At 40.9% G+C, this 16,134-nt stretch carries 15 protein-coding genes; 13 read left to right on the forward strand and 2 right to left on the reverse strand.

All coding sequences use genetic code 11. The annotated features are described in order from the left end of the window. The first annotated feature begins 27 nt into the window (after positions 1-27). From pflB to DPV81_RS05695, 4 genes are all read left to right on the forward strand, one after another. Positions 28-2,340 carry a formate C-acetyltransferase gene (gene pflB / locus DPV81_RS05680; RefSeq protein ID WP_165818966.1) on the forward strand — a complete coding sequence of 771 codons (2,313 nt, stop codon included), beginning with the start codon at positions 28-30 and terminating at the stop codon, positions 2,338-2,340. Positions 2,341-2,418: 78 nt separating this feature from the next. After that, the gene (locus DPV81_RS05685) at positions 2,419-2,709 is read left to right on the forward strand and encodes a putative quinol monooxygenase (RefSeq protein WP_005636456.1); all 291 of its coding nucleotides are present in this window, start codon (positions 2,419-2,421) and stop codon (positions 2,707-2,709) included. Between the two features lie 117 nt (positions 2,710-2,826). Next, positions 2,827-3,567 carry a pyruvate formate lyase 1-activating protein gene (gene pflA, locus DPV81_RS05690; protein WP_111387194.1) on the forward strand — a complete coding sequence of 247 codons (741 nt, stop codon included), beginning with the start codon at positions 2,827-2,829 and terminating at the stop codon, positions 3,565-3,567. Positions 3,568-3,620: 53 nt separating this feature from the next. Next, positions 3,621-4,124 (forward strand): surface-adhesin E family protein, encoded by a 504-nt coding sequence (locus tag DPV81_RS05695; RefSeq protein WP_070582679.1) that lies wholly within the window; start codon positions 3,621-3,623, stop codon positions 4,122-4,124. A 121-nt stretch (positions 4,125-4,245) separates the two neighbouring features. Here DPV81_RS05695 and efp read toward each other — a convergent pair whose 3' ends face one another. Further along, a complete protein-coding gene (efp, locus tag DPV81_RS05700; RefSeq protein ID WP_005695259.1) occupies positions 4,246-4,812 on the reverse strand; it encodes an elongation factor P in 567 nt (188 codons plus the stop codon). Positions 4,813-4,848: 36 nt separating this feature from the next. Here efp and epmB point away from each other — a divergent pair, with 36 nt between their 5' ends. The 9 genes from epmB (at position 4,849) to DPV81_RS05745 (ending at position 15,181) form a co-directional block, all read left to right on the forward strand. Further along, entirely contained in the window at positions 4,849-5,865 is a 1,017-nt protein-coding gene (gene epmB / locus DPV81_RS05705) for an EF-P beta-lysylation protein EpmB (protein ID WP_111387544.1), read from the forward strand. Between the two features lie 74 nt (positions 5,866-5,939). After that, a complete protein-coding gene (gene oapA, locus DPV81_RS05710) occupies positions 5,940-7,331 on the forward strand; it encodes an opacity-associated protein OapA (protein WP_111387196.1) in 1,392 nt (463 codons plus the stop codon). A gap of 105 nt (positions 7,332-7,436) precedes the next feature. Further along, positions 7,437-7,844, forward strand: a complete 408-nt coding sequence (locus DPV81_RS05715; protein ID WP_111387198.1) for an MliC family protein — start codon at positions 7,437-7,439, stop codon at positions 7,842-7,844. 7 nt (positions 7,845-7,851) lie between these two features. After that, positions 7,852-8,556: a DNA repair protein RecO gene (recO, locus tag DPV81_RS05720; RefSeq protein WP_111387200.1), complete on the forward strand. Its 705-nt coding sequence runs from the start codon at positions 7,852-7,854 to the stop codon at positions 8,554-8,556. A 36-nt stretch (positions 8,557-8,592) separates the two neighbouring features. Continuing rightward, on the forward strand, positions 8,593-9,903 hold the full coding sequence (rlmD, locus tag DPV81_RS05725) for a 23S rRNA (uracil(1939)-C(5))-methyltransferase RlmD (RefSeq protein WP_111387202.1): 1,311 nt from the start codon (positions 8,593-8,595) through the stop codon (positions 9,901-9,903). Positions 9,904-10,004: 101 nt separating this feature from the next. Next, positions 10,005-12,254, forward strand: coding sequence for a GTP diphosphokinase (gene relA, locus DPV81_RS05730; protein ID WP_111387204.1), 2,250 nt, complete (start codon positions 10,005-10,007; stop codon positions 12,252-12,254). 20 nt (positions 12,255-12,274) lie between these two features. Continuing rightward, positions 12,275-12,631: a diacylglycerol kinase gene (locus DPV81_RS05735; RefSeq protein ID WP_005698040.1), complete on the forward strand. Its 357-nt coding sequence runs from the start codon at positions 12,275-12,277 to the stop codon at positions 12,629-12,631. 148 nt (positions 12,632-12,779) lie between these two features. Continuing rightward, positions 12,780-14,036, forward strand: a complete 1,257-nt coding sequence (locus tag DPV81_RS05740; RefSeq protein ID WP_111387206.1) for a GntP family permease — start codon at positions 12,780-12,782, stop codon at positions 14,034-14,036. 14 nt (positions 14,037-14,050) lie between these two features. Further along, on the forward strand, positions 14,051-15,181 hold the full coding sequence (locus DPV81_RS05745) for a glycerate kinase (protein WP_111387208.1): 1,131 nt from the start codon (positions 14,051-14,053) through the stop codon (positions 15,179-15,181). Positions 15,182-15,239: 58 nt separating this feature from the next. Here the strand turns inward: DPV81_RS05745 and xerD are convergent, their stop codons facing one another. Further along, positions 15,240-16,133 (reverse strand): site-specific tyrosine recombinase XerD, encoded by an 894-nt coding sequence (gene xerD / locus DPV81_RS05750; protein WP_111387210.1) that lies wholly within the window; start codon positions 16,131-16,133, stop codon positions 15,240-15,242. Position 16,134 lies beyond the last annotated feature (1 nt).

A 16,134-nucleotide genomic window follows, 5' to 3' on the forward strand; every position in this document is an offset into this window, starting at 1 on the left:
TTTTATCAATTAAAAAAGGAAATGACTATGTCAGAACTTAATGAAGCACAAAAAGTTGCGTGGGCAGGATTCGTTGCCGGTGATTGGCAAGAAAACGTCAACGTGCGTGATTTTATTCAAAAGAACTACACCCCGTATGAAGGTGATGATTCTTTCTTAGCAGGTCCAACCGAAGCGACAACAAAACTTTGGGAAACCGTTATGGAAGGAATTAAAGTTGAAAACCGCACACATGCGCCATTAGACTTTGACGAACATACGCCTTCAACGATTACTTCTCACGCACCAGGTTATATCAATAAAGACTTAGAGAAAATCGTAGGTCTTCAAACCGATGCTCCATTAAAACGCGCCATTATGCCATTTGGTGGTATTAAAATGGTGGAAGGATCATGCAAAATTTACGGTCGTGAATTAGATCCTGAAGTGAAAAAAATCTTCACTGAATATCGTAAAACCCACAACCAAGGTGTATTCGATGTTTATACGCCAGACATTTTACGTTGTCGTAAATCAGGTGTATTAACTGGTCTTCCAGATGCTTACGGTCGTGGTCGTATCATTGGTGACTACCGTCGTGTCGCACTTTATGGTGTTGACTTCTTAATGAAAGATAAATACGCACAATTTACTTCTTTACAAAAAGACTTAGAAGATGGCGTAAATCTAGAAGCAACTATCCGTTTACGTGAAGAAATCGCAGAACAACACCGTGCATTAGGCCAAATGAAACAAATGGCAGCAAGTTACGGTTTTGATATTTCTAATCCTGCAACTAACGCTAAAGAAGCAATTCAATGGATGTACTTTGCTTACTTAGCAGCAATCAAATCACAAAATGGTGCAGCGATGTCATTCGGTCGTACTGCAACCTTCATTGATATCTATATCGAGCGTGATTTAAAAGCAGGTAAACTTACTGAAACTGAAGCTCAAGAATTAGTTGACCACTTAGTCATGAAACTTCGTATGGTTCGTTTCTTACGTACACCTGAATACGATCAATTATTCTCTGGTGACCCAATGTGGGCAACTGAAACCATCGCAGGTATGGGGTTAGACGGTCGTACATTAGTAACCAAAAATACATTCCGTATTTTACACACCCTTTACAACATGGGTACTTCTCCAGAGCCAAACTTAACAATTCTTTGGTCTGAACAATTACCTGAAAACTTCAAACGTTTCTGTGCAAAAGTATCGATTGATACCTCATCTGTTCAATACGAAAACGATGATTTAATGCGTCCAGACTTCAACAATGATGATTACGCAATCGCATGTTGTGTATCACCAATGGTTGTTGGTAAACAAATGCAATTCTTCGGTGCGCGTGCAAACTTAGCGAAAACATTGTTATACGCAATCAACGGCGGTATCGATGAAAAATTAGGTATGCAAGTAGGTCCGAAAACTGCACCAATCACGGATGAAGTGTTAGATTTCGACACAGTCATGACTCGTATGGACAGCTTTATGGATTGGTTGGCAAAACAATATGTGACTGCCTTAAATATCATCCACTATATGCATGATAAATATTCATACGAAGCAGCATTAATGGCATTACATGATCGTGATGTATACCGTACCATGGCTTGTGGTATCGCAGGTCTTTCTGTTGCAGCAGACTCACTTTCAGCAATTAAATATGCGAAAGTTAAACCAGTTCGTGGCGACATCAAAGATAAAGATGGCAATGTTGTAGCAAGCAACGTAGCGATCGACTTCGAAATCGAAGGTGATTATCCACAATATGGTAACAACGACAACCGTGTTGATGACATCGCTTGTGATTTAGTTGAACGTTTCATGAAGAAAATTCAAAAACTTAAAACTTATCGCAATGCAGTGCCTACACAATCTGTATTAACCATTACTTCTAACGTGGTTTATGGTAAGAAAACAGGTAACACCCCAGATGGTCGTCGTGCAGGCGCGCCATTCGGACCAGGTGCAAACCCAATGCACGGTCGTGACCAAAAAGGTGCGGTAGCATCATTAACTTCTGTAGCTAAACTTCCATTTGCTTACGCGAAAGATGGTATTTCTTATACCTTCTCAATCGTACCAAATGCGTTAGGTAAAGATCCAGAAGCACAACGTCGCAACCTTGCGGGCTTAATGGATGGTTACTTCCACCACGAAGCAGCAGTAGAAGGTGGTCAACACTTAAATGTGAACGTATTAAACCGTGAAATGTTATTAGACGCGATGGAAAATCCGGACAAATATCCGCAATTAACCATTCGTGTATCTGGTTACGCAGTACGTTTCAACTCTTTAACTAAAGAGCAACAACAAGATGTCGTGACTCGTACATTCACAGAATCGTTCTAAATAAAGTTATGCTTTAATACAAACCACTTATAGACTAGTTTTATAAGTGGTTTATTTTTATATATAGGAGAGCAAATTATGCTAACAGTTATTGCCCAATTTTCAGTAAAAGCAGACAAAATCAATGATTTTCTCACTCAATGCCAAGAGTTGATTAAGCATACTCGCCAAGAAACAGGATGCGTATCTTACGAATTACAACAAAATAGCGAACAAGCTAATCATTATGTTTTTATTGAGCAATGGAAAAGCAAAGCCGATTTAGAACAACATTTTGCAACACCACACTTTACCTCAATTGTACCTGTATTGGTCGAGTATTGTGAACAAGCGCCGGTGGTGCAAACCTTTCAAAAAGTTAGCGAATAATGACCGCACTTTGATAAATATATTTTAATTATGAGCCTGATTTTAAGTCAGGCTCATTTTTTATAGATGATATTTTTGGTAAAATTTAGCTAGATTTATTTTTTTGGAAATTTATGTATGTCTGTTCTAGGAAGAATTCACTCCTTTGAATCCTGTGGAACCGTGGATGGTCCCGGCATTCGTTTTATTTTATTTATGCAAGGCTGTTTAATGCGTTGCAAATATTGCCACAATCGTGATACTTGGGATCTAGATGGTGGTCGCGAAATCAGTGTAGAAGAGCTCATGAAAGAAGTGGTGAGTTATCGTCACTTTATGAATGCAACCGGTGGTGGTGTCACAGCATCAGGTGGTGAAGCCATTCTTCAAGCTGAGTTTGTTCGTGATTGGTTCCGTGCTTGTAAAGCAGAAGGGATTAATACGTGTTTAGATACCAATGGTTTTGTACGTCATTATGACCACATTATTGATGAACTACTCGATGTAACCGATCTTGTTTTGCTTGATTTAAAAGAACTGAACGATCAAGTACACCAAAACCTGATTGGTGTACCAAATAAACGGACGCTGGAATTTGCGAAATATCTGCAAAAACGTAATCAGCGCACTTGGATTCGTTATGTAGTCGTTCCAGGCTATACAGATAATGATCATGATGTTCATCTGCTCGGACAGTTTATTGAAGGTATGACCAATATTGAAAAAGTCGAACTTCTCCCTTATCATCGATTAGGGGCTCATAAATGGAAAACCCTTGGCTTTGAGTATGAGCTCGAAGATGTTTTACCACCGACAAAAGAGTCACTTGAACATATTAAAACGATCCTTGAAGGATATGGACATACGGTAAAATATTAAGCTAAGGTATAAAAAGATTAACAGCAGGCTTTAGAAAGCTTTAAGGAGGAAAAATGAAAAAATTAGCATTAACGTTTTTAGGTGTAGCCCTTTTAGCAGGCTGTTCAGCTGTTCAATCGCCAGTTACACAAGAAGAGGTGACATTAACGCCCCCTTCAAAAGATAGAGTAGGGTATGTTCGATTAGTAAAAGATAAAAATTACTACATTGATACCGATTCAATTTGGGTAGATAACCAAGATTTAAACCAAGTGCATTTTGATGCGGTGGTGAATTTGGATAAAGGTTTATATGTGTATCCAAATGAGAAAAGACGTTATGCACGTTCTGTTCGTCAATATAAAATCTTAAACTGTAAGAACTACCATTTAACCCAAGTTCGTACTGATTTTTATGATGATTTCTGGGGCGAAGGTTTGCGCGCGGCACCGAAGAAACAAGAGAAATACACTATTAGTTTAAAACCTAATACAACGCTCTATGCTGCAGCACAAATCATTTGTGTAAATTCAGACAGAAAACCTTCTTTAGATTTAGAAGGCTCAAAAGCGAAATAATCAATCAAAGTGCGGTTAGAAATAACCGCATTTTTTATTTTTCTGAAACGAGTGAGTAGGCAATAAAAAACGGTCAATATTCATTAAATATTGACCGCGCTTTTTATCTCTCAATGAAAGATTATTTCACACGAGAAACGTATTCGCCTGAACGAGTATCGACTTTAATTACTTCACCGATTTGAACGAAAAGAGGTACTTTCACCACAGCACCAGTGCTTAATGTTGCTGGTTTACCACCTGTACCCGCAGTATCACCTTTAAGACCTGGGTCAGTATCGATGATTTCTAATTCTACGAAGTTTGGTGGGGTAACAGTAATTGGCGCACCGTTCCATAAAGTCACGATACAATCTGCTTGGTCTAATAACCATTTTTCTGCATCACCTACTGCTTTTGCATCAGCAGAGTATTGTTCAAATGTTTCAGGGTGCATGAAGTACCAGAATGCATCATCTTTGTATGAATAAGTCAGGTTAAGATCCATAACATCAGCAGCTTCAACCGAAGTACCAGATTTGAAGTTTACATCTAATACTTTGCCTGAAATTAATTTACGAATACGAGTACGAGTAAAAGCTTGGCCTTTACCTGGTTTAACGAATTCGTTTTCAACGATCACACAAGGCTCACCGTCTTGCATAAATTTTAGACCTGGTTTGAAATCACTGGTAGTATATGTAGCCATATTAAAAATATCCTAAAAAATAGAGATTGTTTGAAAGTGCGTATTTTAACCCGAAATATTGCGATTAGAGAAGAACAAAATTGGTTAGAAACCCTAAAAAATGCGATTTCTGATCCGAAAATCTTATTAAAAACCTTAAATTTGCCCGTTGACGATTTTGCAGAGGATATCGCTGCCCGTAAACTTTTTGCCATGCGAGTGCCTTTACCTTTTGTTGAAAAAATGGAGAAAGGGAATCCGAAAGACCCACTTTTTTTGCAGGTTATGACAGCTCAACAAGAATTTATTGAAGCGGAAGGGTTTAGCCAAGATCCTTTAGATGAGCAGCAAAAAAATGCGGTGCCTAATATTCTGCATAAATATCAAAATCGCTTGCTGTTCATGGCAAAAGGAGGCTGCGCCGTTAACTGTCGTTATTGCTTCCGTCGTCATTTCCCTTACGATCAAAATCCAGGTAATAAAAACAGTTGGCAACAAGCAATAGACTATATTGCCGCCCATCCTGAAATTGAAGAAGTGATTTTTTCGGGCGGCGATCCGATGATGGCGAAGGATAGTGAATGGGCGTGGCTATTAGAACGTCTTGAAAAAATACCGCACTTACAGCGTTTACGTATTCATTCTCGTCTGCCGGTTGTGATTCCGGAGCGTATTACGGATGAATTTTGTGATTTATTGCTAAAAAGCCCATTACAAACGGTGTTTGTGACGCATATCAATCATCCGAGTGAAATTGATGAGGCACTCGCTTTCGCTATGCAAAAATTGGCAGTGGCTAAAGTCACCTTACTCAATCAATCGGTCCTCTTAAAGGATGTGAACGATAACCCACATACATTAAAAGTATTAAGCGATAAGCTGTTTCAAGCAGGAATTTTGCCTTATTACTTGCACTTGTTGGATAAAGTGCAGGGGGCGAGCCATTTTTATATTTCAGATGAGAAAGCATTACAAATTTATAAAGAATTGCAGGCGCTCACTTCTGGCTATTTAGTGCCCAAATTAGCACGAGAAATCGGTGGAGAGCCAAATAAGACTTTATACACAGCGTAAGATCCGATAAAATACGATTCAATTTTTCACCGCACTTTTGTGCGATCTTTAGTTTAGCAAATCGAGGTAATACCGTGGATAATAAAAATCAACCTAACGACAATTCATCTCAAAATGAATTAGATTTAGGATTTAATCACTCTGACTCTGTGACACCAAGAAAACCGGTTCAACAAAGTGGCTCAATTTTTGATAAAGCCAAAGGTTTATTTGGTAAAAAAGAACAGCCAGATACACAATTCCATGTTCGCCGCGAACCAACTTTTGGTGCGGCAGCAAGTCAACCTTTTTCACCTTCTCAAGCATTCCAAAGTGAAAATACTGAACAGTCAGTGCAATCAAGTGCTTTCGGCGCTCAAGAGCCTGTTGAAAATGTTCAAGTGGAAAACGTAGCGGAAGAAAAAGTGATTTTTGAAAATTCACCTGCAGAAGAGATTGTGGAAGAAGTGACAACTCAAGCCGAAACCGTTGCACCGGCAGCCGCTGCAGCAGCAAGCTTGAAATCACCTGAAAAATGGAAGGTTCTACAAATGTTACCAGAAAAACATCGCCGTTTATTTATTGCTATTTTGGGTTTAGTGGTATTACTGATCATTTTCTTCACCCTAAAACCAAATTCAGATACGGTAGAGTCTTTTGAACAACAAAACAGCAATGAAATTCCGGTTCAATTCCAATCATTGGATCAGTCTCAACCAGTTGAAACCACTGTATTAGATAACAATAACAATGCAGCGCCGGCAATGACAGAACAAGCTGTAAATGAGACTAAATCAGATACACCTCCAGCCATGGAGTACGTAGGTGATAAAGCGGATGCCGCAAAATCAAAACCTGTAGAGCCTGCACAGCAAACTGTTGCTCAACAACCAGCAACTCAACCTGCACCGGTTCAACCAGCTGTTGCTCCTGCACCAGTTAAAGAACCCGTGAAAACAGTACAACCAGCTGTAGAAAAACATACCGCAACAGTTGAGCATAAAGCAGAACCTCGTCGTGAACAAACACCAGTGGTTCAAGAGAAAAAACAGCCTAAACCTGTAGCTGAAAAAGCGACAGTTCAGCCGACTCAAACCGTGAAAAAAGAGTCAAGTAAAATTCAAGAAGCGAAACCAGCTGCGACTAAAGACAGTAAGGTTCAAATTGTGGAAGCGAAATCAGCAACCCACAATGCGGTGAAAGCAGCTGAACCTTCAGCACAAACCGCTTCAACAGGTGCGACAAAAACATTAACTGTGCCTCAAGGTGTTTCACTGATGCAGGTATTCCGTGATAATAAATTGAATATTTCAGATGTGAATGCGATGACCAAAGCAAGCGGTGCAGGTAATGCATTAAGCAGTTTCAAACCTGGCGATAAAGTACAGGTATCTGTGAATAGTCAAGGCCGAGTGAGTGAGCTTCGTTTATCAAATGGCGGTAAGTTCATTCGTCAAGCCGATGGTTCATATCAGTATAAAAAATAATTTTTAGTGGGCGAGTAATCGCCCATTTTTCTAGATAAGATTGTTTATCCTTGCTCATTTCGCAAAGTGAGCAATCATAAACAAACCTTAATGGAAATAGAATTCATGTTAAAAAAATTAAGCGTAATTTTAACCGCACTTTGTCTTTCCGCTTGTTCACAAAATGTTGAGTTAAGCAAACCCGCACCACAGAAAATGAAAGTGCAAACCGTTGATAAAAAATCCCAAAAGGGTTCAGCGACGGTTTATTTGTGTAAAGGCAATAAAGAAGTGAGTGTGGTTCATACCAAGCAAAAACAGAAAAGTAAAAAAACACTCAGTCAGGTGACCGTTACTTTTAATGATGTAACTGAAAAATTGACACGAGTGATTTCTGAGCGTGGGAGAAATTATGCGAATATTCGTTGGTATTGGCAGGAGCGTGATGACTTCAGTCAATTACAAACTAGCGTAGGTGAAGTGCTCGTAGAACGCTGTGTTAAACAACCAAGTGAATTAAAATCAGGCAAATAATTCTTTTATGGATCTCCAACGCGGCTTTGTGTTACATCGTCGTCCTTATAGTGAAACTAGCCTTTTGGTGGATTTATTCACTGAAGAAACAGGACGTTTGACGGTTATTGCAAAAGGTGCACGTGCGAAACGTTCGGCATGGAAATCTGTCTTACAGCCTTTTACGCCATTACTTCTTCGTTGGTCAGGAAAAGGCGCATTAAAAACACTCACGAAAGCAGAGCCCGCGGCAATTACGCTACCTTTGCAGCAAACGGCTTTATACAGCGGCTTTTATGTGAATGAATTGATTACGCGAGTGATCGAGCCCGAAACGGCCAATTCACAACTTTTTCAGCATTATCTGCAATGCTTAACAGGCTTAGCCACTCAGCCACAGGTTGAGCCTACATTGCGCTTATTTGAATTTCATTTACTTAAAATCTTAGGTTATGGCATTGATTTTCTGCATTGTGCAGGTTCAGGTTTACCAGTGGATGAATCGATGACTTACCAATATCGTGCGGAAAAGGGTTTTATCGCTTCGTTGGTGAAAGATAACTTGACCTTTTATGGCAGAGATTTGCTTGCTTTTGACCGTTTGGAATTCACCGATGAGGCTGTATTACAAGCGGCAAAGCGCTTTACCCGCATCGCACTTAAACCTTATTTAGGCGATAAACCGCTGAAAAGCCGAGAATTATTTACACAAAACGTACTTTATTTGAAATAATCCCTTTCTTTGATACAAACAGATTAAAACATCACCATGGCTTTACTTTACGCTCCACAAAAAAAACAGAAAACCACGCAAAAAATCGTCGCAGAAATTCAGGATTTAGATTATCAAGGATTAGGCGTAGCCAAAATTCAAGGTAAAACCTGGTTCATTGAAAATGCTTTGCCAACGGAAAAAGTGGAAGCGGTAGTGACTGATGAAAAACGTCAATATGGATTAGCGACTGCACAAAAATGGCTACAAGAGAGTAAGCAGCGTGTTGAGCCTCAATGTACTTATTATGGCCGTTGTGGTGGATGCCAAGGTCAGCATATTCCGGTGGAAATGCAGCATAAAGCGAAAGAGAAAGCACTTTTTTCTCGTTTAAGTAAACTGCAAGCAGAGCCTATTCAATTAATGCCAATGATTTGTGGCGAACAATGGGGCTATCGCCGTCGTATACGATTAAGTTTGCTATGGAATGCTAAAAACAAAACCGTTGACATGGGATTTCGTCAGAAAAACTCCAATCAGTTAGTCAGCATTCAGCAATGCTTAGTCGCAGAGTCTGCAATCAATCATCTTATCCCAAAATTGACCGAACTTTGGACTCAATATTCAGCCCCGAAACAATTAGGGCATATTGAATTAGTTTCAGCGGGTAATGGCGTAGCCATGTTGTTACGTTACAAAGGAAATTTAGCCGAAACTGACCGCACTTTGTTACTCGAGTTTGCACGTGTCAATGCTGTGAATTTGTTTTTACAAGATGATCAAAATATCCAACTTGTGCATGGTGAAATGCCTTATTATTCTCTGGACGATATTCGTTTATCTTTTGATATCCGCGATTTTATTCAAGTGAATACCCACTTAAATCAACAAATGGTTGAGACGGCTTTAGATTGGCTTGATTTGAATCAGGACGATCACGTTTTAGATTTATTCTGTGGTATGGGCAATTTCACGTTGCCTTTAGCCAAACGCGTGAAAAGTGCGGTTGGAATTGAAGGTGTTTTGGATATGGTGAAAAAAGCCCAAGCGAATGCGCAGTTTAACCATCTTGAGAATGTTGAATTTTATCAAGCCGATTTAGACCAAGCTTTTTTAGAACAACCTTGGGCAACACAACATTTCAATAAAATTCTTCTTGACCCACCTCGTAGTGGTGCTGCATTTGCACTGAATGCGTTGTGTGAACTTGGTGCCGAAAGCATTCTCTATGTATCTTGCAATCCCGCAACCTTAGTACGGGATGCTGAGATTCTTCGCTCTTTCGGCTATCGCATTATCAAAACCGCTATGATTGATATGTTTCCACATACCAGTCATTTGGAGTCGGTGACATTATTTATCAAATAAGGCGTAAATTCTGATAGAATAGTCAGACTTTTTTGTTGTCTTAAAAAGACAACTCGGCTGACAGGATGTTGCCGAGCCATATTCATCAACAAGGGGGTATTATGGTTGCAGTTCGTGGTTCTCACTTATCAAATCCACATGATTTTGAGATCGAACAATGGTGTTCGAGCCTTAAACTTGCTGCCCCCGTAGAAAAGTCCCTGATTGATGCATGGTATTATGCCCAAGCCAAAATAGCTGAACATGCCGATCAAATGGAGAATGCAATCCTTACATTGCAATCCGGTGTGGAAATGGTGGAAATCCTGCATGAAATGAATATGGACAGTGAGAGTTTGCTCACTGCGATGCTATTCCCATTAGTGGCCAACCAGCTCGTAGATTGGGAACAAATTCAAGAAGATTTTGGTCCTAAAATCACCAAATTACTCAAAGGCGTGGAAGAGATGGATAACATCCGTCAGCTCAACGCCAGTCATTCTGCCAATGCTTCCCAAGTAGATAATGTGCGCCGTATGCTCCTTGCAATGGTGGACGATTTCCGCTGTGTGATCATCAAACTTGCCGAACGTATTACCTTTCTTCGCGACGCGGAAAATCATTTTTGCGAAGAAGAAAAAGTGTTGGCAGCCAAAGAATGTTCCAATATTTATGCCCCGTTGGCGAACCGTTTAGGTATCGGTCAATTGAAATGGGAGCTTGAAGATTACTGTTTCCGTTATTTGCATCCAGAACAATATCGAAATATCGCCAAATTATTGCATGAGCGTCGTTTAGATCGTGAACAGTATATTACTGATTTTGTGACAGAATTAACCGGTTATTTAAAAGAAAATATTGATCAGGTTGAGGTTTACGGTCGTCCAAAACATATCTATAGCATTTGGCGAAAAATGCAAAAGAAACATTTGGAATTCAGTGGCTTATATGATGTCAGAGCGGTTAGGGTGATCGTACAGAAATTGCAAGATTGTTATACGGCGCTCGGTATCGTCCACACGCATTTCAAACACTTGCCAAAAGAATTTGATGATTATGTCGCCAATCCGAAACCAAATGGCTATCAATCCATTCATACTGTGGTGTTAGGCAAAGGTGGTAAGCCAATTGAAGTGCAAATTCGAACCCAGCAAATGCATGATGATGCGGAGCTTGGTGTAGCCGCCCACTGGAAATACAAAGAGGGCACGACAGGTAGCCTTTCTGCTTACGAAGAAAAAATCACTTGGTTGCGTAAATTACTTGCATGGCAAGATGATATTACGGATTCTGGCGAAGTGATGGCTGAATTACGTAGCCAAGTCTTTGATGACCGCGTATATGTGTTTACGCCAAAAGGTGAAGTGGTTGATTTACCCGCGGGATCAACCCCTCTCGATTTTGCTTATGCGATCCACAGTGAGATTGGCCACCGTTGTATCGGGGCGAAAGTTGGGGGGCGTATTGTGCCATTCACTTATCACCTGCAAATGGGGGAGCAAGTGGATATCATCACACAGAAAAACCCAAATCCAAGCCGAGATTGGGTCAATCCGAACTTAGGCTTTACCCATACCTCAAAAGCGCGAGCCAAAATCCAAGCGTGGTTTAAGAAACAAGATCGTGATAAAAACGTTCCAGCGGGTAAAGAGCAGTTAGATAATGAACTTGCTCGTTTGAATATCAGTTTGAAACAGGTTGAGCAGCTTGCCTTGCCGCGTTATAACTTAAGAAACCTCGAAGATTTATACGCCGGTATTGGTAGCGGAGATATTCGTTTAAATCAGTTGATGAATTTCTTGCAAAGCCGATTGATCAAAGTGACGGCTGAAGAAGCAGATCAAGAAATTCTCCGCCATGTGGCGAGTAAAAGCGCGAATACTGCACAGCAAAAGGCGCAACAGAAAGCCGAGCAACAACAGAATAAAGGTTATGTCATTGTTGAAGGGGTCGGTAATTTAATGCATCACATGGCGCGTTGTTGTCAGCCTATTCCAGGTGATGCGATTGCAGGCTACATTACGATGGGACGAGGTATCTCAATTCATCGTTGTGATTGTGAACAGTTCATTGAATTACAAGCTGCCCATCCTGAACGCGTGGTAGAAGCCCTTTGGGGAGATGATTATGCGGCTGGTTTCCATATTAATATTCGCATTGTGGCCAGTGATCGCAATGGTTTATTACGCGATATTACTACCGTGCTTGCGAATGAAAAAGTCAGCGTGTTAGGGGTTTCAAGCCGTGCGGACACCAAAAAACAAGTTGCAACGATGGATATGGAAATTGAACTGAAAAATGTCGAAAGTTTAAGTAAAATACTGGCCAGATTAGCAAAGTTAGACGACGTTATCGAAGCAAAACGTTTATAGATTACAACATAGGAACTTTTATGTATAAAACCACGGGATTAACTCATTTAATTAACTCTACAAAATATTCTTTGCAAGGCTTAAAAAGCGCATTCAAAAATGAAACCGCATTTCGCCACGAATGTTTTCTTGCGTGTATTATGATTCCGCTCGCCTTTTGGCTGGGTGACACTAAAATTGAAATTGCTTTGATGATTTCATCGGTTTTACTTGTGATGGCAGTAGAACTGTTAAACAGTGCAGTTGAAGCGGTGGTGGACCGTATCGGTACAGAACGCCACGAGCTTTCTGGAAGAGCCAAAGACCAAGGTTCAGCAGCGGTATTTATCGCTCTTTGCATTGTTGTCGTGGTTTGGGGAAGTATTTTATTTTTCTAAAGTGCGGTCAATTTTCAGTAACAATTTCGGCTTATGTGTTTTACATAAGCCGTTTTTGTAGGTGGAAGTCGGACAAGATTTTATTCCTCTGCTTTTGCTGATATAAATAAGAAAGATTTTTGCATATTCATATCAACAGGAGGACGTTATGCCAACAGTCTCAGCCTTAGGTGCGCTCATTGCACTCATCGTCGCTATTTTCCTTATTTTGAAAAAAGTCTCACCAGCCTATGGTATGTTAGTCGGGGCTTTAGTCGGGGGATTAGTTGGCGGCGCTGATTTATCTCAAACCGTGAGTCTCATGATCGGAGGCGCTCAAGGTATCACTACTGCAGTCATGCGAATTCTCGCAGCAGGGGTATTGGCGGGAGTACTGATTGAATCCGGTGCGGCTAATAGCGTTGCTGAAACCATTACAAACAAGTTAGGTGAAACAAGAGCATTATTAGCGTTAGCGTTGGCCACATTAATTTTAACCGCCGTTGGTGTATTTATTGATGTTGCCGTGATTACGGTCTCTCCAATTGCCTTAGCACTTGCTCGTCGTACTGACTTATCAAAACCTGCCATTCTCTTAGCGATGATTGGTGGGGGAAAAGCAGGAAACTTAATGTCACCCAATCCCAATGCAATCGCGGCGGCAGACACGTTCCATCTACCTTTAACGTCAGTGATGATGGCAGGGATTATTCCCGCTATTTTTGGCTTAATATTGACCTATTTATTAGCAAAACGTTTAAGAAGCAAAGGTTCGCGCGTTTCAGCCCAAGAAGTTGTCGCAGTTGAAACACAGAATCTACCCTCATTTTTGACCGCACTTGTGGCGCCTTTGGTTGCCATCTTCTTACTGGCACTTCGTCCGTTAGCCGATATTAAAGTCGATCCTTTAATCGCTTTACCACTTGGTGGTCTGATTGGCGCATTATGTATGGGCAAGCTTCGCCAAGCCAATAACTATGCGATTAGCGGTTTAGGGAAAATGGCTCCGGTGGCGATTATGCTACTTGGTACGGGAGCTTTAGCCGGTATTATTGCCAATTCCGGTATGAAAGATGTGCTCATTGAAGGCTTAAAACATTCGGGTTTGCCTTCTTATATCCTTGCGCCAATTTCAGGCGCACTCATGTCGCTTGCTACGGCATCAACAACTGCAGGTACTGCTGTTGCTTCGAATGTGTTTAGTTCAACGCTATTAGAGTTGGGAGTGAGTAGTCTGGCAGGTGCCGCGATGATTCATGCGGGGGCGACAGTTTTCGATCATATGCCACATGGTTCTTTTTTCCATGCAACTGGTGGTAGCGTAAATATGGACATGAAAGAACGCTTAAAATTGATTCCTTATGAAAGTGCAGTGGGGTTAATGATGACCATTGTGTCTACCTTAATTTTTGGTGTATTTAATTAGTGTAAGGAGAAAATATGAAAATTGTCATTGCGCCTGATTCATTTAAAGAAAGTTTAACCGCACTTGAAGTGGCTAATGCAATTGAAACTGGTTTTAAACGTATTTTCCCAAACGATGAATATGTGAAATTACCAATGGCAGATGGGGGAGAGGGAACCGTGCAATCCTTAGTGGATGCCACTCAAGGCCGCCTGATTGAAACGGAAGTCACAGCACCGTTGGGTAATCAAGTAAAAAGCTTTTTCGGTTTATCGGGTGATGGTAAAACGGCGATTATCGAAATGGCGGCCGCATCGGGATTACATCTTGTTCCAATGGATAAACGAAATCCTTGTCAAACCACTAGCTTTGGTACGGGGGAGTTGATTAAGCAAGCCCTAGATCTTGGCGTACAACATATCATTTTAGGAATTGGTGGGAGTGCCACAAATGACGGTGGTGCGGGTATGCTGCAAGCGTTAGGTTTACGTTTATTGGATAAAAATGGGCAATCCATTGGCTTTAGTGGTGCAGCATTATCTAATCTTGCTGAAATTCAACTGGTTGATTTAGATCCTCGATTGCAACACGTACAAATCGAAGTGGCTTGTGATGTGAATAATCCACTTTGTGGCGAACGAGGCGCCTCTGCGATTTTTGGTCCTCAAAAAGGTGCCACGCCTGAGATGGTGAAGGAACTCGATGCTGCATTAGCCCATTTTGCCGAAATTGCCGAGCGAGATTGTGGCAAACAAATTAAAGATCAATCAGGTGCGGGTGCAGCAGGTGGTATGGGCGGTGGTTTATTGCTCTTACCTAATGTGCAACTGAAAGCCGGTGTACAGATCGTGTTAGATAATTTGAAACTCGCTGAGCAAGTTAAAGAGGCTGATTTAGTGATTACTGGTGAAGGCCGTATGGATGCGCAAAGTATCTTAGGTAAGACCCCTATCGGTGTGGCGCGCACGGCGAAACAATTTAATAAGCCTGTCATTGCGATTGTGGGTTGTTTGCGTGAGGATTATGAAGTGGTGTATGAACATGGCATTGATGTGGTGTTCCCAATTATTCGTAATCTGGGCGATTTACCGACAATTCTCAAACAGGGCGAGCAGAATTTAATCTCAACGGCTCAAAATGTGGCGAGATTATTGTCATTAAAATAAGCTTTTCATACTAAAGTGCGGTCAAAAATAACGATAAATTTGACCGCACTTTTTTATTTTATCCCCGTGGATGGAATCTTTCATGAAGGTGTTTTAAGCGTTCTTTAGCCACATGAGTATAGATTTGCGTGGTGGAGAGATCGCTGTGTCCGAGGAGCATTTGTACAACACGGAGATCCGCACCATGATTCACCAAATGTGTCGCAAAGGCATGACGGAGAACGTGTGGAGAAAGTGCATCTGTATTGATTCCTGCTAACACGGCATAATGCTTTATACGATGCCAAAAGGTTTGGCGAGTCATTTGTTGAGCTCGTTGACTAGGAAAAACCACATCAGAGCTTTGCCCATTAAGCAAAATAGGGCGACCGTAAAGTATGAATTGTCGCACCCAAAACGCGGCTTCTTCTCCCATTGGTACAATACGTTCTTTGTTACCTTTACCAATCACACGCACGACACCTTGTTGTAAATTCATATTCTCAATAGTGAGCGTGACCAATTCCGTGACACGTAATCCAGTGGCATAAAGTAATTCCAACATGGCTTTATCACGTAACTCGAGCGGAATTTCGACATCAGGTGTATTTAATAAATCCGTGACTTGTTGCTCGGTTAAATATTTAGGTAAGCGGCTTGGCAATTTAGGTGAGCTCAGTACAGCACTTGGGTCATCCGTACGATACTTTTCACGATACAAATATTGGAATAATTTCCGCATTGCACTCAACATTCGCGCAGTGCTGGTGGCTTTGTAACCTTGCTCTAAACGACTGCCTAAAAATTGTTGCAGATCTAAGGGTTCGAGAGTTTCGAGGGATAAATTTTGTTTATCCAACCAATCACAAAGTGCGGTCAAATCGAGACGATAGGACTGCACGGTGTTTTCAGACAATCCTTTTTCGATCCAATATTCATTTAAGAACAAATCGACTAGCGTAAGGTTATTCATG

Origin of the sequence: Haemophilus parainfluenzae (assembly GCF_003252795.1) — a bacterium.
Taxonomy (GTDB): domain Bacteria; phylum Pseudomonadota; class Gammaproteobacteria; order Enterobacterales; family Pasteurellaceae; genus Haemophilus_D; species Haemophilus_D parainfluenzae_K.